23 protein-coding genes and 2 pseudogenes are annotated in these 24,348 nt (G+C 72.9%); 12 read left to right on the forward strand and 13 right to left on the reverse strand.

Features of this window, described 5'->3' with window-relative positions; all coding sequences use genetic code 11:
• The first annotated feature begins 7 nt into the window (after nucleotides 1–7).
• Both ACIBBD_RS17430 and ACIBBD_RS17435 read left to right on the forward strand, forming a co-directional pair.
• Nucleotides 8–553, forward strand: coding sequence for a hypothetical protein (locus tag ACIBBD_RS17430; RefSeq protein WP_399420274.1), 546 nt, complete (start codon nucleotides 8–10; stop codon nucleotides 551–553).
• Entirely contained in the window at nucleotides 553–1,539 is a 987-nt protein-coding gene (locus tag ACIBBD_RS17435; RefSeq protein WP_399420275.1) for a serine/threonine-protein kinase, read from the forward strand. Before ACIBBD_RS17430 ends, ACIBBD_RS17435 begins: the two co-directional genes overlap by 1 nt.
• Nucleotides 1,540–1,705: 166 nt before the next feature.
• Here ACIBBD_RS17435 and ACIBBD_RS17440 read toward each other — a convergent pair whose 3' ends face one another.
• Entirely contained in the window at nucleotides 1,706–3,013 is a 1,308-nt protein-coding gene (locus tag ACIBBD_RS17440; protein WP_399420276.1) for a streptophobe family protein, read from the reverse strand.
• 157 nt (nucleotides 3,014–3,170) lie between these two features.
• Here ACIBBD_RS17440 and ACIBBD_RS17445 point away from each other — a divergent pair, with 157 nt between their 5' ends.
• Together ACIBBD_RS17445 and ACIBBD_RS17450 are read left to right on the forward strand one after the other, a co-directional pair.
• Nucleotides 3,171–4,481, forward strand: a complete 1,311-nt coding sequence (locus ACIBBD_RS17445) for a DUF6777 domain-containing protein (RefSeq protein ID WP_399420277.1) — start codon at nucleotides 3,171–3,173, stop codon at nucleotides 4,479–4,481.
• Nucleotides 4,482–4,590: 109 nt separating this feature from the next.
• On the forward strand, nucleotides 4,591–5,049 hold the full coding sequence (locus ACIBBD_RS17450; protein WP_399420278.1) for an ATP-binding protein: 459 nt from the start codon (nucleotides 4,591–4,593) through the stop codon (nucleotides 5,047–5,049).
• 35 nt (nucleotides 5,050–5,084) lie between these two features.
• On the opposite strand, the gene ACIBBD_RS17455 is transcribed toward ACIBBD_RS17450, so the two are convergent.
• Both ACIBBD_RS17455 and ACIBBD_RS17460 read right to left on the reverse strand, forming a co-directional pair.
• Nucleotides 5,085–5,969 carry an RNA polymerase sigma factor SigF gene (locus ACIBBD_RS17455; protein WP_399420279.1) on the reverse strand — a complete coding sequence of 295 codons (885 nt, stop codon included), beginning with the start codon at nucleotides 5,967–5,969 and terminating at the stop codon, nucleotides 5,085–5,087.
• 326 nt (nucleotides 5,970–6,295) lie between these two features.
• Nucleotides 6,296–7,075 (reverse strand): class I SAM-dependent methyltransferase, encoded by a 780-nt coding sequence (locus ACIBBD_RS17460; RefSeq protein WP_399420280.1) that lies wholly within the window; start codon nucleotides 7,073–7,075, stop codon nucleotides 6,296–6,298.
• 193 nt (nucleotides 7,076–7,268) lie between these two features.
• Here ACIBBD_RS17460 and ACIBBD_RS17465 point away from each other — a divergent pair, with 193 nt between their 5' ends.
• Nucleotides 7,269–7,673 carry a helix-turn-helix domain-containing protein gene (locus tag ACIBBD_RS17465; protein ID WP_399420281.1) on the forward strand — a complete coding sequence of 135 codons (405 nt, stop codon included), beginning with the start codon at nucleotides 7,269–7,271 and terminating at the stop codon, nucleotides 7,671–7,673.
• Nucleotides 7,674–7,725: 52 nt separating this feature from the next.
• On the opposite strand, the gene ACIBBD_RS17470 is transcribed toward ACIBBD_RS17465, so the two are convergent.
• The 3 genes from ACIBBD_RS17470 to ACIBBD_RS17480 form a co-directional block, all read right to left on the reverse strand.
• Nucleotides 7,726–8,328, reverse strand: coding sequence for a ClpP family protease (locus ACIBBD_RS17470; protein ID WP_399420282.1), 603 nt, complete (start codon nucleotides 8,326–8,328; stop codon nucleotides 7,726–7,728).
• Between the two features lies 1 nt (nucleotide 8,329).
• Nucleotides 8,330–8,983, reverse strand: coding sequence for an ATP-dependent Clp protease proteolytic subunit (locus ACIBBD_RS17475; protein WP_399420283.1), 654 nt, complete (start codon nucleotides 8,981–8,983; stop codon nucleotides 8,330–8,332).
• Between the two features lie 153 nt (nucleotides 8,984–9,136).
• Entirely contained in the window at nucleotides 9,137–10,348 is a 1,212-nt protein-coding gene (locus tag ACIBBD_RS17480; protein ID WP_399420284.1) for an epoxide hydrolase family protein, read from the reverse strand.
• 137 nt (nucleotides 10,349–10,485) lie between these two features.
• Here ACIBBD_RS17480 and ACIBBD_RS17485 point away from each other — a divergent pair, with 137 nt between their 5' ends.
• Nucleotides 10,486–10,971 (forward strand): VOC family protein, encoded by a 486-nt coding sequence (locus ACIBBD_RS17485; protein WP_399420285.1) that lies wholly within the window; start codon nucleotides 10,486–10,488, stop codon nucleotides 10,969–10,971.
• Between the two features lie 7 nt (nucleotides 10,972–10,978).
• On the opposite strand, the gene ACIBBD_RS17490 is transcribed toward ACIBBD_RS17485, so the two are convergent.
• Nucleotides 10,979–11,872, reverse strand: coding sequence for an aminoglycoside phosphotransferase family protein (locus tag ACIBBD_RS17490; RefSeq protein WP_399420286.1), 894 nt, complete (start codon nucleotides 11,870–11,872; stop codon nucleotides 10,979–10,981).
• 70 nt (nucleotides 11,873–11,942) lie between these two features.
• A pseudogene (locus tag ACIBBD_RS17495) lies at nucleotides 11,943–12,201 on the reverse strand (SAM-dependent methyltransferase); the annotation flags it as partial.
• A gap of 158 nt (nucleotides 12,202–12,359) precedes the next feature.
• On the opposite strand from ACIBBD_RS17495, the gene ACIBBD_RS17500 reads away from it, so the two are divergent.
• Nucleotides 12,360–13,157 (forward strand): VOC family protein, encoded by a 798-nt coding sequence (locus ACIBBD_RS17500; RefSeq protein WP_399420287.1) that lies wholly within the window; start codon nucleotides 12,360–12,362, stop codon nucleotides 13,155–13,157.
• 75 nt (nucleotides 13,158–13,232) lie between these two features.
• Complete coding sequence (locus tag ACIBBD_RS17505) at nucleotides 13,233–13,940, forward strand: ribonuclease H (protein ID WP_399420461.1); 708 nt, start codon at nucleotides 13,233–13,235, stop codon at nucleotides 13,938–13,940.
• A 13-nt stretch (nucleotides 13,941–13,953) separates the two neighbouring features.
• Here the strand turns inward: ACIBBD_RS17505 and ACIBBD_RS17510 are convergent, their stop codons facing one another.
• From ACIBBD_RS17510 to ACIBBD_RS17520, 3 genes are all read right to left on the reverse strand, one after another.
• Entirely contained in the window at nucleotides 13,954–14,406 is a 453-nt protein-coding gene (locus ACIBBD_RS17510) for an SRPBCC family protein (protein ID WP_399420288.1), read from the reverse strand.
• Between the two features lie 74 nt (nucleotides 14,407–14,480).
• On the reverse strand, nucleotides 14,481–15,305 hold the full coding sequence (locus ACIBBD_RS17515) for a tyrosinase family protein (protein ID WP_399420289.1): 825 nt from the start codon (nucleotides 15,303–15,305) through the stop codon (nucleotides 14,481–14,483).
• Nucleotides 15,306–15,337: 32 nt separating this feature from the next.
• Nucleotides 15,338–15,745 carry a tyrosinase cofactor gene (locus tag ACIBBD_RS17520; protein ID WP_399420290.1) on the reverse strand — a complete coding sequence of 136 codons (408 nt, stop codon included), beginning with the start codon at nucleotides 15,743–15,745 and terminating at the stop codon, nucleotides 15,338–15,340.
• A gap of 349 nt (nucleotides 15,746–16,094) precedes the next feature.
• Between ACIBBD_RS17520 and ACIBBD_RS17525 the strand changes: the two genes are divergently transcribed.
• Nucleotides 16,095–17,312 carry an FAD-dependent monooxygenase gene (locus ACIBBD_RS17525; protein WP_399420291.1) on the forward strand — a complete coding sequence of 406 codons (1,218 nt, stop codon included), beginning with the start codon at nucleotides 16,095–16,097 and terminating at the stop codon, nucleotides 17,310–17,312.
• A gap of 452 nt (nucleotides 17,313–17,764) precedes the next feature.
• Nucleotides 17,765–19,918: a tetratricopeptide repeat protein gene (locus tag ACIBBD_RS17530; RefSeq protein WP_399420292.1), complete on the forward strand. Its 2,154-nt coding sequence runs from the start codon at nucleotides 17,765–17,767 to the stop codon at nucleotides 19,916–19,918.
• A 42-nt stretch (nucleotides 19,919–19,960) separates the two neighbouring features.
• Here ACIBBD_RS17530 and ACIBBD_RS17535 read toward each other — a convergent pair whose 3' ends face one another.
• On the reverse strand, nucleotides 19,961–21,682 hold the full coding sequence (locus ACIBBD_RS17535; protein ID WP_399420293.1) for a cholesterol oxidase substrate-binding domain-containing protein: 1,722 nt from the start codon (nucleotides 21,680–21,682) through the stop codon (nucleotides 19,961–19,963).
• Between the two features lie 135 nt (nucleotides 21,683–21,817).
• Between ACIBBD_RS17535 and ACIBBD_RS17540 the strand changes: the two genes are divergently transcribed.
• Nucleotides 21,818–22,801, forward strand: coding sequence for an aldo/keto reductase (locus tag ACIBBD_RS17540; protein WP_399420294.1), 984 nt, complete (start codon nucleotides 21,818–21,820; stop codon nucleotides 22,799–22,801).
• A 162-nt stretch (nucleotides 22,802–22,963) separates the two neighbouring features.
• Nucleotides 22,964–23,389 (forward strand): DUF6328 family protein, encoded by a 426-nt coding sequence (locus ACIBBD_RS17545; RefSeq protein WP_399420462.1) that lies wholly within the window; start codon nucleotides 22,964–22,966, stop codon nucleotides 23,387–23,389.
• 93 nt (nucleotides 23,390–23,482) lie between these two features.
• Here ACIBBD_RS17545 and ACIBBD_RS17550 read toward each other — a convergent pair.
• Nucleotides 23,483–24,251 (reverse strand): annotated as a pseudogene (locus ACIBBD_RS17550) (hypothetical protein); the annotation flags it as partial.
• Nucleotides 24,252–24,348 lie beyond the last annotated feature (97 nt).

Below are 24,348 nucleotides of genomic sequence, written 5' to 3' on the forward strand. Positions count from 1 at the left end.
GCCGGCGATGACGACCCCCGGCTTCCGGCCCACGCACGTCGTCCCCCAGCAGGGCATGCCCGCCTGGGAGGCTCCCGACCCGGCCCGTCCCACCGTCCCCCTCGACCCGCTGCTGCCCGTCCGGCTCGCCGAACGGCGCGGCGACTGGGGGCACGTGCTGTGCGCCAACGGCTGGTCTGCCTGGGTGGACGCCCGGTACCTGGTCGCCGTCCCCCAGGACCCGCCCCTCGCCGACGGCTCCCTCACCACCGTCACCGACCCCCGCCCCCTTCTCGGCAGGGCGGAGCAGGCCCTCGCGCGCTACCGGGCGGCCCTCGAGGAACTCGCCGGCGGCGCCCTCGACGGCGAGACCTTCCACCGCCGCACCCAGGGCCTGCGCATCGGCGTCGTCGTCGACGGCGAGTCCATGTGGCTCTACGACCCCACCAGGGGGTGCTGGGCGTACGGCGACGGCACCCGTCTGAGCACCTACGCGGTCGACGACCCGCCCACCACCACCCACGACGCCGGCCACGTCTCGACCCGGGGCGTCGCCTCCGAGGGTGAACCCTGATGGCCGGCGAGACGGGCCTGTCCTCCGGCCGGCCCTCCGAACTGGTCGGCCGTCAGGTCGCCGGGTACCGCATCGAGGACGAGCTCGGCCGCGGCGGCATGGCCGTCGTCTACCGCGCCCGCGACCTGCGGCTGGACCGGACCGTCGCCCTCAAACTGCTCGCCCCGGAACTGGCCCGCAACGACACCTTCCGTCAGCGCTTCACCCACGAGTCCCGGGTGGCCGCCGCGATCGACCATCCGCACATCGTGCCGATCTTCGAGGCCGGCGAGGCCGACGGCGTCCTCTACATCGCCATGCGCTACGTCGTCGGCAGCGACCTGCGCCACCTCCTCGACGACCGGGGCCCGCTGCCGCTGCCGACCGCCGTCCGCATCGCCGCGCAGGTGGCCTCCGCGCTCGACGCCGCCCACGAGCACGGGCTGGTCCACCGGGACGTCAAACCCGGCAACATCCTCGTCGCCCGCGGCACCGACAGCCACCACCCCGAGCACGTGTACCTCACCGACTTCGGCCTGACGAAGAAGTCGCAGTCCCTGACCGGTTTCACCAAGGTCGGCCAGTTCGTCGGCACCCTCGACTACGTCGCGCCCGAGCAGATCTCCGGCCGTCCGGTCGACGACCGCTGCGATGTCTACGGCCTCGGCTGCGTCGTCTACGAGACCCTCGCGGGCCACCCGCCCTTCCGCCGTGACGACGACATGGCCCTGCTCTGGGCCCACCAGTACGACGATCCGCCGCCGATCACCGAGGCCCGCCCCGATCTGCCCCCGTGCGTCGACGCGGTCTTCGCCCAGGCCCTGGCCAAGACCCCCGACGCCCGCCACGCCACCTGCCTCGCCTTCGTCTCCGACCTGAGGGCGGCCGCATCGGGCGGCTCCCGCACGGGCCACCCGCCGACGCAGGTGAACGTCAGGGTCGCCGCGGAGGGGCGACCGAAGCCGCCACCGGCGTGGGCGGCGCCGGCGTTCGGGCGGCGCGAGTAGGACGTGTCCTCCGCGGCCCTCCGACCCCCGTCGTGTCAGGCCGGACCGGCGCGGGCGGCCGTCGGCACGGGACCCGGCGCGGGGACGGCCGGAAGGACACGGACCAGGGCACTCCCGGACCCGGTCGGCCGTACCCGGCCCGCCGTCTCACCGCGCCCGGCCCGCCTCACCGTGCCCGGTCGCCGACCCCCGCCCGCCCGGACGAGGGGGCGTCGACCTGGCCGTGCCCCGACGTGCCCCGGGCCAGCACCCCGCCCAGGAAGCCGGCGACCGCACCCCACACCGCCGCGAGGCCCAGCGCCGTCCACGGCAGGGGACGCAGGAAGAACTCCCCGGACAGACCGAAGCCGCCCAGGTCGCTGATGCCGAACACGGACAGGCCGTAGTGCGCGGAGATACGTCCGACCAGGCAGATCATCAGCACCGTGAGCACCAGTGCGACCGCCATGCGCACCGCGTGCCGCCAGCCGGGTGTCCGCGCCGGTGAACGCGCCGCCATCACGAAGGCCGCCGCCAGCAGCAGCACGGCGTCCACGGCCACGAGCCACCACACACGGCCGTCGTGGTCGGCGAGGGTGCCCAGGTTCAGCGTGGCGGTGTCCGAGCCGCGCAGCACCTCGTCCAGCACGCGCGGCATCGGCAGCCCGAACGGGCCCTCCACCCGGCCCTCCCAGCTGGCGCCCAGACCGATGGTGAACGCGAGCCACACCAGGTTGGGCAGGCCCAGCAGTACCATCGCGAGGGTCTCGGCGGGACGACCGCGCGTCACCGCGACCCCCAGGGCGACGAGCACGCCCAGGGCGACACAGGCCAGGAGCAGCAGCACCATGGCGTACGCGGCCGGCCGCACCGCCTCCTGGAAGCGCAGCAGCCGGGCCGGCAGCGGCGCCCCGCGCGACACCAGCAGCGCCAGCACCAGCACACCGGCCAGCCACAGCAGCCCGAACACGAGGGTGAGCGGCACGTCCGCGGTGAAGCCGGCCTTCGGGCTGATGCCGAACACGTCGCCGAGATCAGTCAGCGTGTCGTCGCCCACGGAGAGCGCGAAGGTCTGACGGGCGGCGAACGCCAGGGCGAGCAGCGCGAGCAGCCAGACCACGGCGATCCGGGCCGCCCAGCCGGTCAGTTCGGCCGCCCCCGCGACCGCCCGGTGACGCAACGGCCGCAGGAAACCGGCCGCGGTCACGAGGGCCCCGGACAGCGTGACGGACAGCGGGACCACGGTCAGCCCCGCCCGCGCGTCGGCCGGCCCCCCGGCGTCCGCGGAGAGTTCGACCGTGCCGCCGACGGCGGTGACGACGGTCGCCGCGACCACCCGCGGGAACGCGCCGTCGGGCAGGTCCGCGGCTCCGGCCCCCCACAGGCCCAGCGCGGCCACCACGCCCATGGTGATCAGCCCCGCCAGGGCGGTGACGACCGCCTGTGGCCAGCCGTGACGGGCGACTGCCTGCGCCGAGGGGGTGTGCGGGCTCACCCTGCCACGCTAAGCAGCGCCCGCCCCGCGCGCCTGCCGGGAGAGCCGTCCGCGTCGGCTTGCGAGTGACACCCGACCGGAGCACACAATGGTGATGTTGGCGAACATAGCGGCGCGCATGACACAAACGCCGCGAAGAGCCACGTCGGGAGTGCTCGTGAGCGTCGAACCGCCGTCGTCCGGCCGCCCCACAGGACCGCCGTCCGGCCCTCTGTCGGGACGCTCCCAACCACCCGCCGGCCCACCCTCCCAGCCGCCCGCCGGCCCACCCTCCCCACCGTCCGGCGGCAGCTCCGGCGGGACACCGCCGGGCGGCACGCCCGAGCCCCGCCGTCAGTGGTGGAAGTCCGTGCCGCGCCTCGCCCTGCTCACCACCGCCCTCGTGGTCGCGGTGGCCCTCGCGCTCGTCCTGACCCGCACCGGCGGCGGTGGCGGTGGCGGTGACGCCGGGGCCGGCAAGAGCGAGGTCTTCCTCCAGGCCGCGGGCAAGACCGGCCCCGACCCCTTCACCGACAACACCGCCAACACGCCCTCCGTCCCGCCCACCACCTCCGTCACCCCGACCACCTCGGTGCCCGCGAACGTCGTCCAAGGCGTCGACGGCGGAGCCGGCGGCGTGTACGGCGGCACCCGCAACGTCCCCGCCTGCGACGTCGAGAAGCAGGTCAGGTTCCTGCGGCAGGTACCCGCCAAGAACGCGGCGTTCGCCTCCGTGGCCGGCGTCGCCCCCTCCCAGGTCCCCGCCTACCTGCGCTCCCTCACCCCCGTCCAGCTGCGGTATGACACCCGGGTGACCAACCACGGATACCGCGACGGCGCCGCCACCCCGTACCAGGCCGTCCTCCAGTCCGGTACGGCCGTCCTCGTCGACGCACGCGGCGTGCCCCGGGTGCGCTGCGCCTGCGGCAACCCGCTGACCCCGCCGGTCGCCCAGCGGACCACGCCGGAGCCCGTCGGCGACTCCTGGCCGTCGTACCGGCCGTCGAACGTCGTCGTGGTCACGCCGTCGACGACCGTGGTCGAGGCCTTCGTGCTCTACGACCTCCGGCACGAACGCTGGTTCGCCCGCGAGCGGGGCGACACGGGTGAGAAGGACCGCCCCGCCAAGCCCCCGGCGAAGCCGCCCACGCCGTCCGCGAGCGTCTCCCTGTCGAGTTCGCCGTCGGAGGAGAAGAGCCCGCGGAGTCCGTCCTCGAGCCCGTCGACGTCCACGAGCCCCGGCTCACCGCCCCCCAGCGGGGAGTCGCCGTCGTCGAGCGAGAAGCCGCCGACGTCGAGGGAGGAGTCGCCGAGTCCCAGCCCGGAGCCGCCCTCCGAGCCCCCGCCCCCGCCGCCGCCGCCGACGACCCGGACCGAGACGGAGCAGCCCGCCTCGCCGCCGGAGGCCCCGAGGACGGAGGACACGACCACGCAGTCGGCACCGGCCTCACAACCCCCGTCCGCCCCCAGCAGCCCTCCCGCCCTGTGAGGCAGCCCATGGCCGCGGGGGAGAAAGCGGGGGACTGCGCGGCCCGGCACGGGGTACGAGCACAGGTGCAGCAGCGTCCGGCCAGTTCCGGCCTCCGAGAGAGAAACGCATGACCGAGCACCTGGACGGGTCAGTGATATTGACCGGTTTCGACGTACCCGTGGAGCCGCTACGGCGAGCGGCGCACTACACCGGTGAACCCGGTTCCATCGCCGACGCACGAACCTTCGCCGCCTACTTCGTCGACCAGCTCAGGACGGAGTGGTACGCCACCGTCGACGAGCGCGTGCGCGGCGAGGTCCTCCTGGTCGTCAGCGAACTGGTCACCAACGCCGACCGGCACAGCAACGGCCCGTACATCCTGGAACTGGAGGGGACGGACTCCTCGGTGACGGTGTCCGTCTACGACAGCAGCGACGCCCTGCCCCTGCGGTTCCCCAAGGACCCGCGGCGCATCGGCCGGCACGGTCTGGAGATCGTGCACGCGCTCGCGACGGAGGTCACCGCCGAGCGCGTACCGGTCGGCAAGCGCGTCCGCGCCGTACTCGGGCTCGTGTCGAAGAAGTGAGCCGTGGGGCCGCCGGCCCCACGGCTCCTGTGCTCTCAGGCGCAGCCCAGTTCGCCCAGCATCCCCTGGCGCAGCCGCATGATGATCCGCTTGATGAGGCGGGAGACGTGCATCTGGGAGCAGCCGAGCCGCTCGCCGATCTCCGCCTGGGTGGCCTCCTCCACGAACCGCATGTGGATGATCTGCCGGTCGCGTTCGCTGAGCTCCGCCATCAGCGGGGCCAGCGAGTGGAAGTCCTCGACGAGCCGCAGCCCGTCCTCCTCGACGCCGATGAAGTCGGCCAGGACCGCCTCGCCGTTCTCCGGGCCGTCGCCGGTGAGCGCGGCGTCGAGCGAGGAGGAGTTGTAGCCGTTGGAGGCGATCTGCGCCTCGATGACCTCCTTCTCGGGGAGGTTCATCAGCGTGGCCAGCTCCGCCACCGTGGGTTCCCGGTCCAGCCGGCTGGCGAGTTCGTCGCGTGCCTTGGCCAGCTCGACACGCAGTTCCTGCAGCCGCCGCGGCACGTGCACCGCCCACGTCGTGTCCCGGAAGAACCGCTTGATCTCGCCGACGATGTAGGGCAGCGCGAACGAGGTGAACTCCACCTCGCGCGAGATCTCGAACCGGTCGATGGCCTTGATCAGGCCGATCATCCCGGTCTGGACGATGTCCTCCATGTCGTCGCCGCGGCCGCGGAACCGTCCGGCGGCGAACCGCACAAGCGACATGTTCATCTCAATGAGGGTGTTGCGCGCGTACTGGTACTCGTGCGTGCCCTCCTCGAGCTCCGTCAGCCGCTGGAAGAACTGACGGGACAGCTCGCGTGCGTCGCGGGGGGCCACGCTCCTGGGGTCCTCGACTCCCGGCAGCGGTGCGCCACCCGTGCTGGTCCCGGCGGTGTCCTCGACGACCTGTGCCTCCGACCCGATCACGGCGTGCATAACCTCTCCCACGAAAGTCACGGTTGGACGTCTGCTGGTCCCGGTCCGTGAGCGGACCGGGTGCAGGCCCGCTCAGGGGGCGGATACCCCGAGTTCGCCGTCACATGCCCAACGTATTCGGACCGGCCGGAAACCGAGAGGGGGAGGCGAGGTGGGGACCGGCGGAGAACCGGCGGTGGAGGCGGGCGCTGGGGCGGCCGGAGCCCTCTGTACGCCGCGACCGGGGCGTTGGTCCGACCGGAGGAACCCGGGGGGCGAGGGCGGCATCGGCGAGAGGGCCGGTTGGGCTCACCGTGCCGTGCCCGGCTCACACCGCCGTGCCCGGCTCACCGTCCCGTGCGCCGGGCGGTGATCAGCTCGTGGAGGTAACGCTTGGTGACGGTGCCGCCGTACCGGCCGTCGATGAGCTCCCGGAGGCACGCCAGCAGCCCCCGGCGCGCGGACTCGTCGAGCGCCAGGTGTCCCGAGTAGGTCAGCAGGACCTCGATGTACGCGTCCGTCGAGTACGTGATCTCCTGCGCGTGACGGTGGACGGTGACGTCCTCGAAGCGGGCGCCGGCGGTCAGCTCATCGGTGTCCGTGGCCGTCACGTCCTCGCTCTCGAGGCGCAGACCGGGCGGGGTCGCCGGGTCCCACCGCTCGTAGCAGCGCTGCGCGTCCGCGAAGAACTCCACGCTGCCGCCCCTCACATGGTGGGTCGTCACGAGCGCCAGCAGGCCGCCCGGACGCAGCGCGTCGGCGGTCCGCGTCACGCGCAGCGCCGGGTCGATCCAGTGGAAGGCGGTCGCGCTCACCCCCAGGTCGAAGGGATCGGTGGGCAGCGGCCAGTGCTCGAAGTCGTCGACCACCACGTCCACCCGCGGGAACGCGGCGAGGTGGCGCCGGGCCACGGCCGCCAGGGACGGGCCCAGCTCGACCGCCGTCAGACGACAGCCCGTCTCCGCCAGCGGGCGCGTCAACTGACCCGTGCCGGGCCCGATCTCGAGCACCCGGCTGTCCGGCCCTAGTCCGGCGTGCCCGGCCAACCGCCGCACCAGGGGCGGGGGATAGGAGGGCCGAACCCGGTCGTAGCGTTCCGCGACCGTGTCGAACGTGTTCCGCAGCATCACTGGCGCACCTCTCCGACCGGCCGTCACCGGTTCCCCCGGTCGGCCTTCCCGCGTCCCCCGACCACGACACCCGCACCAGGAACGGGAAGAGGGGGCGTCCTGCGCCGCGGCCTCGCTGACCGGACGCGATTTCCCTGTGGGCGGAACGCCGGGCCCTTCCCGTGGCCGCCCGCGCTCCTAGGCTGGGAGGGTGAGCAACCAAGCGCCGAACCACGCCCGCGTGATTCCCTTGCGTCCCTCGGCCGAGCGCCCGGGAACCGCCCGCCCCGCCGACCGTCCGCCCGCCCCCAGGGAGCCCCTCTGGCGCGACCTGGTCGGGGACGTCCTGCGCCGCGAACGCCAGGCGCAGGAACGCACGTTGAAGGACGTCGCCGACGCCGCCCGCATCTCCATGCCGTACCTGTCCGAGGTGGAGCGCGGCCGCAAGGAGGCCTCCTCCGAGGTCCTCGCGGCCGCCGCCCACGCCCTCGGCCTGAGCCTCGGCGACCTGCTGGCGCGGGCCCAGGGCGAGCTCGTCCGGCTGAGCGGCCGACACGCCGGCGCGCGCCGCGCGCCCACGACCTCGTCGCACAACGGGCTCTGCCTGGCCGCCTGACGCACCACGCGGGCCGGCGTCTCGGACTCGCCGCCGCCCACGGGCCGGCGTCTCAGACCCGCACGAGACGCCGGCTCAACACCTCGTCGGCCAGGCCGTACGCCACGGCCTCCTGCGCGGTGAACACCTTGTCGCGGTCCATGTCCGCGCGCAGCGTCGCGAGGTCGTGACGGGTGTGGCGGGCCAGCACCTCCTCCACCTGGGCGCGGATCCGGACCATCTCCTTCGCCTGCAGGGCGAGGTCGGAGACCGTGCCCCGGCTGCCCCCGCTGGCCGGCTGGCCGAGCAGCACGCGCGCGTGCTCCAGCGCGAACCGCCGCCCGGGATCGCCGCCGGCGAGCAGCACGGCCGCCGTCGAGGCCGCCTGCCCCACGCAGAACGTCGAGATCGGCGCCTGCACGAACGTCATCGTGTCGTAGATCGCCATCAGCGAAGTGAACGAGCCGCCGGGCGAGTTGATGTAGATCGCGATCTCGCTCTCGGGGGCCGCCGACTCCAGATGGAGGAGTTGCGCGATGACGACGTTGGCGACCCCGTCGTCGATCTCGGTGCCGAGGAAGATGATCCGCTCCGACAGCAGCCGGCTGAACACGTCGTACGACCGCTCGCCCTGCGGGGTCCGCTCGACGACGTTCGGAATCGTGTACGTCCCCATGTCACAGCCCCATCCGTCGCCTGGAGGCGGCCGGGCGGACGTCGGCCAGCGACTCCACGACCCGGTCCACCATGCCGTACTCCCTGGCCTCCTCGGCCGTGAACCAGCGGTCGCGGTCACCGTCCCGGGAGATGGTCTCCGGGCTCTGGCCGGTGTGCTCGGCGGTGATCCGCTCGATCGTGCGCTTGGTGAACTCCAGGTTCTCCGCCTGGATCTCGATGTCGGCGGTGGTGCCGCCGATCCCGGCCGACGGCTGGTGCATCATGATCCGCGCGTTGGGCAACGCGTACCGCTTGCCGGACGCGCCGACGCTGAGCAGGAACTGGCCCATGCTCGCCGCGAAACCCATGGCGAGCGTCGAGACGTCGTTCGGGATGAGCCGCATCGTGTCGTAGATGGCCAGGCCCGCGTGGACCGACCCGCCCGGGCTGTTGATGTACAGGCTGATGTCGGTGCGCGGGTCCTCCGCGGACAGGATCAGCAGCTGGGCGCAGACCCGGTTCGCGGAGATCTCGTCGACCTGGGTGCCGAGCAACACGATCCGCTGGTTGAGGAGTTGGGCGGCGAGCTGGTCGTCGAAGCGGGAGGGCGGGGTGTCGCCCTCCTCGGCCCGGGGCAGCAGGACCGGCGCGAGGCCGGAGGTGAGTGGGGGCATGGGCCCTCCTTCGAAGGCGTCGGCGCGGCGTCGCTCGCCGCGCTCCTCCCACCTTCGGCCTCCGACCGGCCCGGCCGGGGATTTCCCTGCCCTCGGCAGATTCGCCGAGGGCAGAGCATGCCGGGGACCCCCGGGCGCCCGGAGCCCCCGTGCTCAGCCGATCCCCTTCTTCCGCAACTCCCGGAAGAACGCCCGCACGTCCCCGACCAGCAGATCCGGCTCCTCCATCGCCGCGAAGTGCCCACCGCGGTCGAACTCGGTCCACCGCACGAGGTTCTCCGTACGCTCCGCGTTGCGCCGCAGCGGGATCTGCAGTTCCGCCGGGAACAGCGCGAGCGCGGTCGGCACCCTCGACGGCTCCCGGGGCGCGGCGACCCGGCCGCTGGTCGTGTGCTGCCGCTCGTAGTAGATGCGGGCGGACGAACCGGCCGTCCCGGTCAGCCAGTACAGCATCACGTTCGTCAGCAGCTGGTCCCGGTCGACGGCCTCCTCCGGCACCTCCCGGGAGTCCGTCCACTCCCGGAACTTCTCGACGATCCAGGCGAGCTGACCGACCGGCGAGTCGCTGAGCCCGTACGCCAGGGTCTGCGGCCGGGTGGCCTGCTGGTAGTAGTAGCCGGTCCCCTCCGCCGAGAACGCGGTCCACCGCCGCCACGAGGCCAGCGTCCGCTCCCGCTCCTCGGGTGCGAGCGCCGCCAGCTCCTCCGGCGTGGGCTCCGTGATGGCCTGGGCACCCGGCAGCAGGTTGAGGTGGACGCCGATCACCCGGTCGGGGTGGGCCCGCCCGAGCTCGCGGGAGATCGCCGCGCCCCAGTCGCCGCCCTGCGCCCCGAACCGCTCGTAGCCGAGCCGGGACATCAGCTCCGCCCACGCGTCGGCGACGCGGCCCGCCTCCCAGCCGCTCTCCGCCACCGGCCCGGACAGCCCGAAGCCCGGGATGCCCGGTACGACGACATGGAAGGCGTCGGCGGGATCCCCGCCGTGCGCCGCCGGGTCCGTCAACGGACCCACCACGTCCCAGAACTCGACGATCGACCCCGGCCAGCCGTGCGTGATCACCAGCGGGGTGGCGTCCGGCTCGGGCGAGCGGACGTGCGCGAAGTGGATGTTGGCCCCGTCGATGGTGGTGGTGAACTGCGGCCACTCGTTCAGCCGGGCCTCCGCCGCCCGCCAGTCGTAGGTGTGCCGCCAGTACGTCACCAGCTCCCGCAGGTAGTCGGCCGGCACACCGTACGCCCAGCCCGTCGTGGGCAGCCCCGCGGGCCAGCGGGTCAGGTCGAGTCGTGTGTGCAGGTCGTCCAGGTCGCTCTGGGGTACGTCGAGGCGGAAGGGACGGATGCCGCTGTCGGCGGGTGAGGACGTCATGGTCCGGATGTTAGTTCGGGCCGGGGTCACGGCCATCCGGATCAATGGCCGGCGCGAGCGATGAGTTCCGGGGCGGGCGCGGGTCGACACTCATGACCGTGTTCCACGCCCGCGTCTCCCGTCTCCAGGAGGAACCCATGACCACCGACGGATTCACCACCTGCCTCTGGTTCGACGGCCGGGCGGAGGAGGCCGCCCACTTCTACGTGTCGGTCTTCGAGAGGAACTCCGCCATCGGCACCGTCGCCCGCTACACCGAGGCCGGGCCGGGGCCCGCCGGCTCCGTGGTCACCGTGGAGTTCACGGCGAACGGACAGAGGTTCGTCGCGCTGAACGGCGGCCCGCAGTTCACGTTCAACGAGGCGATCTCCTTCCAGATCGACTGCGCCGACCAGGAGGAGGTCGACCACTACTGGAACAGGCTCACCGAGGGCGGCGGCGAACCCGGTCCCTGCGGCTGGCTCAAGGACAGGTACGGCGTGTCCTGGCAGGTCGTCCCCCGCGTCCTCATCGACATGGTCACCGACCCGGACCAGGAGAAGGCCGCCCGCGCCACCAAGGCCATGCTCTCCATGGGCAAGCTCGACATCGCCGCCCTCCAGCAGGCCTACGACGGCCGGTGAGGTCCCCTCACCGGCCGGCGTCGGCCAGGATCTCCTTGATCACGTGCCGGGAGTTCTCCGCCAGCGGCGGATTGGTCTCCCAGTAGAACGGCAACGCGATCAACGCGATCGACAGCGCCCAGCCCCGGCCGCGTGCCCACTCGGCGTCGTCCGCGCCCACCGTCTCCCGGAAGACGGCGCGGGCGGGCGCCGGAAGCAGGTTCCAGGCCACGATGAGGTCGACGGCGGGGTCGCCCACCCCCACGCTGCCGAAGTCGATCACCGCCGTGAGCCTGCCGTCCTCGACGAGCACGTTCATGGGCGACAGATCACCGTGCGCCCACGCCGGCGGCGCCGTACGGCCCGGAGCCCGCAGCGCCTCCTCCCACAGGGCGGTGACCGCGTCGGTGTCGATCCGTCCCTCCAGCTCGGCGATGGCGGAGCGGGTGAACGCGTCCCGCTCCGCCAGGGGCACGCCCCGGTGGCACCGCGGCCCGTCCCGCACGTCGATCCCACGCAGCCCGGCGACGAACGCGCCCAGATCCGCCGCCAGCGCCTCGGGACCGTCCACCGCGCCCGCGACCGGGTTGCGGCCCTCAAGCCACCGGTAGACGGACCACGGCCAGGGATACCCCTCGCCCGGCTCGCCCCGCTCCAGCGGCACGGGCGCGGCCACGGACAGCCGCGGGCCCAGCCGGGCCAGCCAGTGCTGTTCGTGCGCCACGCTCTCCACGGCGCCGGGGTGCCGGGGCAGCCGCACCACCTTGTCGTCCCCGAGCCGGAACATCGCGTTCTCGGTCCCGGCGGACGCCAGCCGCACCACCGGCAGCGACGCCCACCGCGGGAACTGCGCGGCGACCAGCCGCCGCACCAGCGGGACGTCGATGCCGATCTCGTCCGGACGCATCCTCACCACGGTCATGCGGACCATTGCAGATGCCCCACGCGCCCGCTGTCCAACGAATTCGACGGCCCCTCGGCGAAACGACCCGGACCCGGTCGGCGGTGATCAGCAGGTACGGGAGGCCGGCGCTCTCGCAGGCGGTCCGATACGTCTCCTCGATCCCGCGTGGCCGGGTGGTCGGCCCGGCCGCGCCGCTCCCAGCAGGGCAGGGCCACGCCGGTGAGGTCCTGCACGTGCACCGGGACGAGCCGGTGGCGGCCGGGCGCCCGGAAGTACCCGGAGCGCGGAGGGATGTCGCAGACGCAGTGGGCGTTGATGAACGACACCTCGCGCGAGGCCTGGCCGTAGGCGTGCTCCCGTGCGACCGGGAGGCAGCCGTGGAAGGGGGGAGACGGTCACCGTCCGTCAGCGGGCGTGGGGAGGAGTGCCTTCGCCGCGCGGGACGGCGGGCGGGTGGCTAGCGTGAGGAACCGGACAATCCATCCTCATCGGAAGGGCCGCCGTCATGGCCGTGCAACCTGAGGGAACCCCTTGTTGGGCCGACGCGATGTTCAGTGACCTCGAGGGGGCGAAGACCTTCTACGGCGACGTCCTCGGCTGGACCTTCGGCGAGTCGTTGTCGGAGTACGGCAACTACACCCAGGCCTACGCGGACGGCAAGGCGGTCGCCGCCGTCGTGCCGCCCATGCCCGGTCAGGACGGCCCGTCGGCCTGGTGCCTCTACTTCGCGTCCGAGGACGTTGCCGCCACCGCGGCGAGGATCCGTGAGAACGCCGGCGAGATCCTGCTGGAGCCGATGCCGGTCGCCGATTTCGGCACCATGTGCCTGGCCCGCGAACCCAGCGGCGCGGTGTTCGGCGTGTGGCAGGCCGGCACCCACGAGGGCTTCCAGGCGATGGGCACCCCCGGCGCCTACGTCTGGGCCGAGGTCTTCACCCGCGAGCCAGGGAAGGCCGACGCGTTCCTCGCCGCCGTCTTCGGTTACCGGCAGAAGCGGCTGGAGGACGAGGCGATGGACTTCCACCTCTACGACCTGGGCGATCGTGCCCTGCTGGGCCGGATGACCATGACGGAGGACTTCCCGCCCGAGGTCCCCTCGTACATCAACGTGTACTTCACCGTGCCCGACTGCGACGAGGCCGTGGCCCGGGCCACGAAGCTCGGCGCGACCCCGCGGCTCGGGCCCACGGGTTCGCCGTTCGGCCGGTATGCCTCCCTCATCGACCCGCAGGGCGCGGACTTCTCGGTGATCGACGTCACCACCACCGAGGGAGAGATGCCGAAGACCACCGAAGTCTCCTGACCGGCCCTCGGCCCCAGGCCCCGGCCCTCGGCCCCCGGGTTCCGGTCCGTGCCGAGCGCAGCGCCGGGCCATGGCATGATCGTGCGCATGCGTGAACGTGTGGTGGCCGCGTGCGACGGGGCTTCGAAGGGAAACCCGGGACCGGCCGGCTGGGCGTGGGTGATCTCCGACGACAGTGAGGCCCCGGCCCGCTGGGAGGCCGGACCGCTCGGCAGGGCCACCAACAACGTCGCCGAACTCACCGCGCTGGAACGCCTGCTGACGGCCGTCGACCCGGACGTGCCGCTCGAGATCCGCATGGACTCGCAGTACGCGATGAAGGCCGTCACCACCTGGCTGCCCGGCTGGAAGCGCAACGGCTGGAAGACCTCCGCCGGAAAGCCGGTCGCCAACCAGGACCTGGTCGTGCGCATCGACGAACTGCTCGAGGGCCGCACGGTCGACTTCCGCTACGTCCCCGCACACCAGGTCGACGGCGACCGGCTCAACGACTTCGCCGACCGGGCCGCCAGCCAGGCGGCGAGTGTCCAGCAGCCCGCGGGCAGCGCCCTCGGCTCGCCCGAGCCGCCGCCCTCGCCCGACACCCCGCCGGCCGCGGGCGCACGACGCCGGACCGCCGACGGCAAGTCGCCGCGGCGGTCCGGTGGTTCGTCGTCCCGCACGATCAAGGCCAAGTTCCCCGGCCGCTGCGTGTGCGGACGTCCGTACGCGGCCGGGGAGCCGATCGCCAAGAACGATCAGGGCTGGGGTCACCCGGAGTGCCGTACGGCGGCGGCCGGGTGACGGTGGGCGTCGGTCAGGTGACCACGCCGCGCCAGCCGCCGGTCTCGTTGCCGCGCTCCTCGATGAACTCCTTGAAGCGCTGGAGGTCGCCCTTGGTCTGCCGCTTCACGATGCCCAGCTTGTCGCCGACGGTCTCCGCGAGACCCTCCGGCTCGTAGTCCAGCTGGAGCATCACCTTGGTGTGGTCGTCGTCGAGGCGGTGGAAGGTCACCACGCCGGCCTGCCGTGCCTCCCCGCCGACCGTCGTCCACGCGACCCGCTCGTCCGGGATCTGCTCGGTGATCTCCGCATCGAACTCCCGGTGCTGCCCGGCCACCTCCGTCACCCAGTGCGTGAGGGTGTCGGTGCGCTGTTCGACGCGTTCCACACCGCTCATGAACTTGGGGAACGTCTCGAACTGGGTCCACTGGTTGTAGGCCGTGTGCACGGGGACGCCGACCTCGATGGATTCTTCGACCTTCGTCACGGTCGTTTCCTCCTTCGTTCTCTTCGGGTACGCCGCTCGGGTACCCCTGACCTGCGCGGTGAACCGCGCCCGGGTCAGTCGGTGTCGAAGGTGTAGTGCGCGGTGTGGTCGAGCAGGCCGGCCGGGGTGGTGTCGTTCCAGGGCTTCATGGTCTCGTTCAGGTCGACCACGTTCGGGGTCCCCGCGGCCGGGAGGTACGCGGATCCCGGGTGCCGCCGCTGCCACTCGGCCCACAGCTTGTCGATGTAGGCGTGGTGCAGCCAGAACACCGGGTCGTTGGGCGAGACCCCGGTGGCCATCTGGCCGCCGACCCAGACATGGACCCGGTTGTGCAGGTTGACGCCCCGCCACCCCTCCAGGTGGTTGCGGAAGCCGTCCGAGCCGCTGTTCCAGGGCGCCATGTCGTACGTCGCCATCGCCAGCACCGACTCCACCTCGGCCCGCGTCGGCAGCTCGCGCACGCTCGCCCCCAGCGCCCGCCGCAGATACGTCCGTCCGTCGAGGCGCACACTGATCGGCCAGTTCCCGGTGGACGCGGCGAACGGCCCGTCCATCACCCGGCCGTCCAGACTGCGTCCCGTGCCGCCGAGGAAGTCCGGTGCCCACAGCGAGGACCGCGTGGTGCGGTCCACGGACCAGTCCCAGTACGGCAGCGCCACCGAGGCGTCCACCGACTGCAGCGCGCGCTCGAACTCCAGCAGGAATCTGCGGTGCCAGGGCAGGAAGGACGGGGACCGGTGTCCGGTGCGCTCGCCGTTGTCGGTGTCGCCGACGATGAAGGCGTTGTGCGTGGTGACGAAGGCGTCGTAACGGCCGCTGCGCTTGAGTTCGAGGAGGGCGGCGACGAAGCGGCGCTTCTCGTCGGCCGTGAGGGACGCCTGGTTCTTGCGGACGGTCATGTGCGGATGCTCCAGAGGTGCGTGCGGGAGGTTCAGTGGGCGGTGGGGAAGGGCAGCAGCCGGGCGCCCCGCAGCTCGTCGACCGCGGCACGGGCGGCGGCCCGGGGGGTGGGCACCGGGTCGTAGTGGCTCACCACGCTGATCCAGCTGCCGTCGGCGTTGCGCATGACGTGCAGTTCCACGCCGTCGACGAACACGGCGTACCCGGCGCCGTGGTGACCGCCGCCGTGGTGGCCGCCACCCGCCGACGGCCGGCCCTGTATCCGGCGGCCCTTGTAGACCTCGTCGAAGGAGGCGGGGGAGTCGGAGGGGGAGGGGGCAGCGGGGGAGTGGTCGTGGTCGCCGGCCCGGGCGGCGGGGGCGACGACGGTCTGGGCTCCGGCGGCCGTGGCGAGGGCGGCCGCGGCGGTGAGCGCGCGACGACGGCTGAGTTCGGGCATGCGGGATCTCCTGCGGTTCGTTCGGTTGACGACCCCGCATGCCTATCGGCCGGTGGAAGAACGGGAGAAATCTCGCAGAAGTGGTTGGCTACGATCCGGACAATCAATTACATGTCGTGCAATGTTGAACGAAGATGATCTTGCTGTCCGCAGGCTCCCGCATGACCCGGAAGGGGCAATTCCTTTCCCTGGGAGCGGTCCTTTCGGTGGCTTTTCGCACACCGCTGTCGCGCCGGTGGTGTGGCTCACGTGGAGAAAGTGACGGAATCGGGGATACGAGGCGACTTCGGCCGGTGTCACCGACTGCTACCCTCCGTCCTCCAGTGACCACTCTTCGTCATCTCTAGGGGTGTGCGTGAAAGTCGCCTGCGTCGGCGGCGGGCCCGCCGGCCTGTATCTCTCGATCCTGCTCAAGCGCCAGGACCCCGCCCACGACATCACCGTCTACGAGCGCAACCCGGAGGGATCGACCTACGGCTGGGGCGTCACCTACTGGCGCGGCCTCCTCGACCAGCTCCACGCGCGCGACCCCGAGTCGGCGCGCGCCGTGGAGGAGAGCTCCGTCCGCTGGAACCAGGGCGTCGCCCACGTACGGGACCTGTCGACCCGTCAACCCGGCGACGTGGGCCACGGCATCGGCCGGCACCGGCTGCTCGAGATCCTCGCCGACCGTGCCCGCACCCTCGGCGTGCGCCTGGAGTTCGAACACGGGGTCACGGCAGAGGACCCGCCGGAGGCCGACCTCCTCGTCGCGGCCGACGGTGTCCACAGCGCCCTGCGCACCCACCACGCCGGACACTTCGGCACCGACCTCACGGCGGGCCGCAACCCCTACATCTGGCTCGGCACCACCCAGGTCTTCGACTCCTTCACCTTCGCCTTCGTGGAGACCGACCACGGGTGGATCTGGTGCTACGGCTATCCCTTCAGCTCCGAGCGGAGCACGTGCGTCGTCGAATGCGCCCCCGAGACCTGGGCCGGACTCGGCCTGGACCGGGCGAGCGAGGCCGACGGACTCGCCCGGCTGGAGAAGCTGTTCGCGCACATCCTCGACGGCCGTCCCCTGATCGGCCGCGCGTCCGCCGACGGCGGCGCCCAGTGGCTGACCTTCCGCACCCTCATCAACCGCACCTGGTACCGCGACCGCCTCGTCCTCCTCGGCGACGCCGCCCACACCACCCACTACTCCATCGGCGCCGGCACCACCCTCGCCCTCGAGGACGCCTTCGCCCTGGCCGACTCCCTGCGGGAGTGCGCCGACCTGCCGCAGGCCCTCGCGCACTACGAACGACAACGCAAGGCGGCCCTCCTCTCCGCGCAGAGCGCCGCCCGCTACAGCGCTCACTGGTACGAGAACCTGACCCGCTACATCCACCTCCCCCCGGAGCAGATGTTCGCCCTGCTCGGCCAGCGCCACTCGCCGCTGCTGCCGTACGTCCCGCCCCAGCTCTACTACCGGCTCGACCGAGCGGCGGGCCGGATGGAGGCGCTGCGCCGCTTCAAGCGCTGGCTCGGCCCGAAGCTCGCCCGGACCGCGCACGCCCGGGCCCTGACCGCGCGCGAGTGACCCGTTCGGACCCGTGGCTCGGGTGAACCCGTCCGGACCCGCAGCCTCCGGTGAACCCGTTCGGACCCGACCCCAGCCGGAGCGCCGGTGGCCTGCCGCCCGTCTCACCCTCCCGGTCCTGGCGCACTCCGGCACGCGCACCACACCGGCCTCGTCGGCGTCGCGCCGTTGCCGACGCTGCACGGCCACCCGCCGGCGTCCGGTGTCGCGGGAACGGTCGCCCTGGCGGCGTGCGCGGTGGCGCTGACGATTGCCGGCGGGGCCGGCCCGAGGCCCCGCGCGGACCGGCACCTCAGCCCCTGAGCGCGCTGTCCCGCGCCGACTGCCGGCCTCGGGCCGAGGCCCTCTGCCGGAAACGCCGAAACCCGTCCCGTGACGACTCGGGATGCCCTACCGTGAAGCGCTTCCGAGCCGTCCGCGCCGGGCCTGTGCCACCGGGAAGGGAGGACCGGGTGCAGCCAGGAGGAGCTGGAGAGAACGGCGCCGCCGCCCCTCACCGGTACCGCGATCACATCGACTTCCGGGGCGGCCGGTTCCACGGCCCCGTGGCGGTCTACCACGGTTGCGACCACGCACCGGCCACCGCGCTGTCCGATCTGCCCGCGCCCCGGGCCGGGTTCACCGGACGGGACCGCGAACTCGCCGTGCTGCTCGACGGACTGCGTCCGTCCGCCGGCACACGGGCCGGCACCCCCGTCATGTGGGCCGTGACCGGCCTGGGCGGCATCGGCAAGACGGCACTCGCGCTCCAGGCGGCGCACATCGCGCAGGGCAACGGCTGGTTCACCGGCGGCACACTCTTCCTCGACCTCGCGGGGTACGACGACACCCCGCGCACCCCCGCGCAGGCCGTCACGTCACTGCTGCACACACTCGGGGTCGGCGGCATCCAACTGCCCTCGGACGAAGTCGACCAGTACCGCCTCTACCGCAGCCGGCTCGCCCTGCTCGCCGACCAGGGCAAGCGGGTGCTGCTGCTGTTCGACAACGTCTGCGAGCCCGGCCAGTTGCCGCCGCTCCTGCCGGGTGGCGACGCCCACCGGGTCGTCTTCACCTCGCGGGAGTCGCCCGAGTCCCTGCCCGCCCGTGAGCTGGTCCTGCAGCCGCTGCGCCCGGAGGAATCGGCCGCGCTCATCGAGGGGGCGCTGCGCCTGCGGGAGGCCGGGGACGACCGGCCGGAGCGCGAGGCGGATTCGGTCGAGGAACTGGCGGCGCTGTGCGGGCACCTGCCCCTGGCCCTGCAGATCGCGGCCGCCCTGCTGCGTCACCGCCGGTCGCGCGGCCGTGTGGCCTCTCTCGTCGAAGAGCTGCGGACACGCACCGATCGTGCGGCCACCCTCTCCAGCCGGGGCGTGGACCAGTACGGCAGACCACTGGCCCTGTCCCCGGTCCTGGAGGCGTCCGTACGCCGCCTCCCCGCGGACCGGGCCCATACTCTCTGCCTCCTGGCCCAGGTCCCCTGCGTGGACTACGGCACGGACACCGCGGCGGTCGCCACCGGCCTCGGGGAGCCCGCGGCACTCGACATGCTGGAGGATCTGGCCCAGGCCCACCTGGTGACCCTGGAGCAGCCCCGCGACGAGGCGCCCGTGCGCTGGCACATCCACGATCTCGTGCGCGGTTACGCCACCACCCGCGCCGGGTCCGACCCGCGTCTCACCGCGGCGGGGCGGGAGGCCCGCGCCCGATTACGGCGGCACTATCGCGCCCAGGCCCAGCGGTTCGACCTGCTGCACCGCCCGGTGCCGGCCCGGGCCCCCCAGGCCGCCGCGATCGCCCGCAGGAGTGCCGCGCTGGCCTGGTTCGACCGTGAGCACGCCAACCTCGTGGCCGCCGCCCTGTGGCCGGACGAGGGCGACCCCGAGGTCGGAGTCGGCCTCGCGCTGCATCTGGCCGAGTACCTGCGCTGGCGCCGCTTCTTCGAGGACTGGATCGCCGTCGGCCAGACCGCCCGCCCCCTCGCACGCCGGATGAACGACGACCACGCCGAGGCCGCCGTCTGCAATCACCTGGGCAACGCCCTCCTCCGTGCCGAACGCCCCGTCGAGGCCGTCGAGCCGCTCACCCACGCGGCCGTCCTCTTCCGCCGCGCCGGGGACCGGGCCGGAGAAGGCCTGGCCTGGAACAACCTCGGTCTCGCCCAGCGCCGGTCCGGACATCCCGGAGCGGCCCTCACCCTGCACGTCCGAGCCCGTGACCGCTTCCGCGCCCTCGGTGACCGGTGGAACGAGGGGCGCGCCTGGCACAACCTCGGCCTCGCCCTCGACGCGGCGGGCCGCCACGCCGAGGCCGTCGGCGCGTTCCGCCGGGCCTGCGCGCTGCACGGGACGACGGACCGCATCTTCCACGGCGACTCGCTCAACAGCCTCGGCTGCGCCCTCCAGGCGGAAGGCCGGGCGGAGGAGTCCGTCACCGCCTTCCAGGAGTCGCTGCGCATCCGTCAGGAGTACGACAACTGGTATGCCACCGGGCTCACGGCGTACAACCTCGCCCACGCCCTGGAGAACACCGGCCGGCAGGACGAGGCGGCGCGGGCCCGGGCCCAGGCCGTCGAGGCGTGCGCCCGCGCCGGAACCACCGCGGCCGTCTACGGACACCACCACTGAGGGGCGGTGGCGTCGACGAGCTCGCCCCTCACGGACAGGCCCCTACGCGAACAGCCGCCCGTGCAGCGCGGCGCGGAACACCCGGTGCGGGTCCAGGCGGTCCAGCGTGCCGGCCGCCTCGTCCCAGGCGGCGCCGAAGGAGGACGGCACGGCCGTCCCGAGCACCTCGTCGTCGCTCCAGGCGGACTCGTCCGTGTACCCCCAGCCCTTGGACCACTCCACCCGGGTGAGGGCGTGCGTGCCGTCGTACGCCGTGAGCAGGAACCGTTCCAGCTCGCGGTAGAACGCGCCGGTGTGCGGGGTGCCCGGCAGGGTCAGCACGTCCAGCCAGACCGCCGTGTCCCACTCCGGGTGGCCGGCGTCAGGGCGCAGCGCGGACAGCAACGGCGCCCGTGCGCCCGCCAGTCCGGTGTCCGCCGGATCGTCGAGACCGGTGACCCGGATCTCCACCGCGCCGTTGACGGGGAAGCGCCCGCCGGCGGCGTAAGCGTTCAGCCGCTCACGGTAGAACGCGGCGAACTCCGCGACGACGCGCTGCACCTGGTCGCGGCGGGTGAGCACCGCGTACCCGTTGGCGTGCACCCGCAGCGTGGTCGGCCTGAGGTACAGCAGCGTGTTCTTCGACGGCCCCCAGATGTCCGCCGACAACGTCGCCACCAGCCCCAGCCTGGCCGCCTCGAGCTGCGCCGTGCCCAGCGCCGGCGCGAGGTACCAGGCCGCGTCCGAGACCATCGTCCCCACCAGGTCCGCCACCGGCCTCGGGACGCTGTCCGAGAAGGGGTAGGGATACGGCGACGTCACCCGCCGTGAGGTGAGCGGCCTGGTCGGCTCGACCGACCACACCTTGAACCACGGGAACTCGGTGAACGCGAACCAGATCGCCTCCACCCGCCCGTCCGACTCCAGGAAGCTCGCCAGTGTCCGCCCGTCCGAGCCGGGCGCCGCGAACAGCTCGCTCGCGGGGATGTCCGTACGGCTCAGGCACCGCAGGTCGGTGTTGGGCCCCACCCGGAGCGTCACCTCGGTGACCAGCGAACACCCCAGATGCGTCAGGAGCGCGGCGCAGTCCGCCTCGTCCCGTGTGAACGTCCGCAGCACGTAGGCGCCGTTGTCCGCGTCCCACACCACGGCGGTGAGGGAGAGCACGAGATTGCTCAGCGAGCCGTAGGTGTGCCCCGGCAGCCGCTTCTCGCCTCGGGCGGGGACGGCGGTGCCGTGCGCGTCGACGGCCAGGGCACCGCCCAGTGTGAGGTTGCCCGGCGCGGGGGCGGCGGTGACCCCGAGGCCGTGCTCCTCGAGGTAGGTGAGCAGGGCCTCCGTCGTGACCCCGGTGCCGGCCCGCACCGCGTCGGCCGACTCCAGGGCCAGGCCCGTCAGGTGCGGGCCGGTGTCGACGAGCAGGACCCGCGCGTCCGACGGCGTCCCCTCCGCGACCGTCAGGGGCGACCAGCCGTGCGAGGCACCCCGGGCCCGCACCGTCCAGCCGTGCCGCCAGGCCCAGTTCACGACGGCGACCACCTGGCCGGGGCCCTCGGGCACGCAGGCCCACAGCCCGGTCACGGTGATCTCGCCGTCCCAGTTGCGGTACGCCGTACGGGAGAGGGGGACGTCCGCCGGAAAGTCCGGCAGCTCCTCCGCCGCGGCGACCGGGTCCGCCGCGACCAGACACGGCACGGTGGCCAGCGCGGCCGCGGTGCGCAGGAAGCCGCGGCGGGTCCAGGAGGAGTCTCCCGGCTGTTGGTTGCTCACTGAACGATCAGTCACGGGCTCACGCTAGGGGCCCTTCGACCGGGGGAGGGGAACCGTCGAACATCGTCACTCCTGCGGGTGAAAAAATCACGGGTGGCGGGAAGGAACGCCGGTTCCGCACAGGACCGGAACGAATGACAGACTGACGCCATGGACGAGCGCGTATTCGGTAGGTCTGGTCAGCACGCATCCGTCGTCGGCCTCGGCACCTGGCAGCTGGGCGCCGACTGGGGCGACGTCGACGACAAAGAGGCCCTGGCGGTTCTGGAGGCGGCGGCCGAGCACGGGGTGACCTTCTTCGACACCGCCGACGTGTACGGCGACGGACGCAGCGAGCAGACCATCGCCACGTTCCTGAGCAGCCGCCCGGACCTGCATGTGCTGGTCGCCACCAAGATGGGCCGCCGGGTCGAGCAGATCCCCGAGAACTACGTCCTGGACAACTTCCGCGCCTGGAACGACCGCTCCCGCCGCAACCTCGGGGTCGACCGTATCGACCTGGTGCAGCTGCACTGCCCGCCCACCCCCGTCTACTCCAGCGACGAGGTCTTCGACGCCCTCGACACCCTGGTGGAGGAGGAGCGCATCGCCCACTACGGCGTCAGCGTGGAGACCTGCGCCGAGGCCCTCACCGCGATCGCCCGGCCGGGCGTGGCCAGCGTGCAGATCATCCTCAACCCGTTCCGCATGAAGCCCCTGCGCGAGGTGCTCCCGGCGGCCCGGGAAGCCGGCGTCGGCATCATCGCCCGTGTCCCGCTCGCCTCCGGTCTGCTGTCGGGCAAGTACACCAAGGACACCGTCTTCCCGGAGAACGACCACCGCACCTACAACCGGCACGGCGAGTCCTTCGACCAGGGCGAGACCTTCTCCGGTGTCGACTACGCCACCGGCGTCGAGGCCGCCGCCGAGTTCTCCGCCCTCGCCCCCGAGGGGTACACCCCGGCCCAGCTGGCACTGCGCTGGATCATCCAGCAGCCCGGCGTCACCACCGTGATCCCCGGCGCCCGCTCGCCCGAGCAGGCCCGCGCCAACGCGGCCGCCGCCAAGCTGCCGGACCTCTCCGACGAGACGCTGGGGGCGATCGCGGACCTGTACGAGCGGCGGATCAAGGAGCAGGTCGAGGGGCGCTGGTAGCCGGACCCGGGTGACGGGGGAGGAAAACGCCGTTCAGGGGGTACTCGCCGGAACACAAGACCGAACAGTCACTCGAACCGGGGAGGACAGGTGGCAGGGACGGCAGCGGCGGCCGAACGGCGCAGAGGGCGCAACGAGACCGAGGAGGAGCGCGCGGACCGCATGTGGGGGGAGTTGATCCAGGAGGTCCGCGTCGCCCAGACGGGTGTCCAGATCCTCTTCGGCTTCCTCCTCACGGTGGTGTTCACCCCCCGCTACGCGGAGCTGGAGGCGACCGACCGGGCCATCTACATCACGACGGTCGTCCTGGGCGCCTGCGCGACCGGCGCCCTCATCGGTCCCGTCTCCCTGCACCGGCTGGTCTCCGGGCGGCTGGTGAAACCGCAGGCGGTCAGGTGGGCCTCCCGGATGACCTTCATCGGGCTGGTGCTGCTGCTCGCCACCATGACCTCGGCCCTCCTGCTCATCCTGCGGGTGGCCACCCACGACGGCTACGTCCCCTACCTGGTCGCCGCCGTGGTCGCGTGGTACCTGCTGTTCTGGTTCGGGGTGCCGCTGTGGACCCGGCACCGCTACACGGCGCGCTGACGCCGTCCGCGCCCGGCATGCCGGGCCCGGCCCGGCCCCGGCTCGGTCCGTCCCGCGCGTCCCGCGCAGCGCCGTGAGGCAGCTGCCGATCGCCTACTGGAGCTCCTCCAACTGCTGGACCATGTCGTCCTCGTAGAAGTCCTGGGCGTCGTCGAAGGTCAGTTCCTCGAACGCCTTCGTCGCCTTCTGCAGGACTGCTGTAGAACTTCGTGCGCCGCTCCTGGACCCGCAGGGCGGGGTCGGCCTCCACGGTCTCCACCACGAGGCTCTTCAGCGAGTCGTAGGCCTCGGCCGCCCACTCGCCGGCGTCCTCGCCCTCGTCCAGCTCGTCGAGCAGCGACAGGTGCCGCTCGGCCTCCTGGCGCAGCTCGGCGGGCGCGTCGAGGGTCTGCCCGGCCGGGGTCCTGATCCGCCCGGACTCGGCGATCTGACGGACGTAGCCGATGCGGTCGGCGGAGCGGCTCTCGCTGGCGACGGCCTTCTTCAGGTCGTCGGTGCGCACGACGTCGCGGGCCAGCTCGGTCTGGAGTTCCGGGTCCTCCTTGACGCGGTCCAGGAGAGCGGCGCGGGCCGCCCGGGCGGTCGAGGGGTCCGCGAGGATCGCGGCGCGCAGGGCGGTGGGGTTCTCCGCGACCTCCAGCGCCTTCGTCGGCCGGATACCCTCCGCCTCGGCGGCCTCGGCGGCCTCGGCGGCCTCGGCGGCCTCGGCGGCCTCGGCGATCGCCGCGCCGCGCTCGGAGGCGGCGCTGGAGCGGGAGGCGTAGTACGCCAGCCACACGTCCGCGTCCGGCAGCTCCACCTGCTGGCCCGGCGCCAGCTCCTCGAAGTGCGGGACGAGCCCGTCGTCCGCCGCCCGGTCCCACTGGGCGGACGTCTCGGACGGGTCGATCGCCAGGGTCACGGACGACTCTCCTCTTACGGGCTGCGGGGGCGGGCGGGGGCCGGCACTGCGCGAGTGC

This window comes from Streptomyces sp. NPDC051315 (assembly GCF_044455165.1).
Taxonomy (GTDB): domain Bacteria; phylum Actinomycetota; class Actinomycetes; order Streptomycetales; family Streptomycetaceae; genus Streptomyces.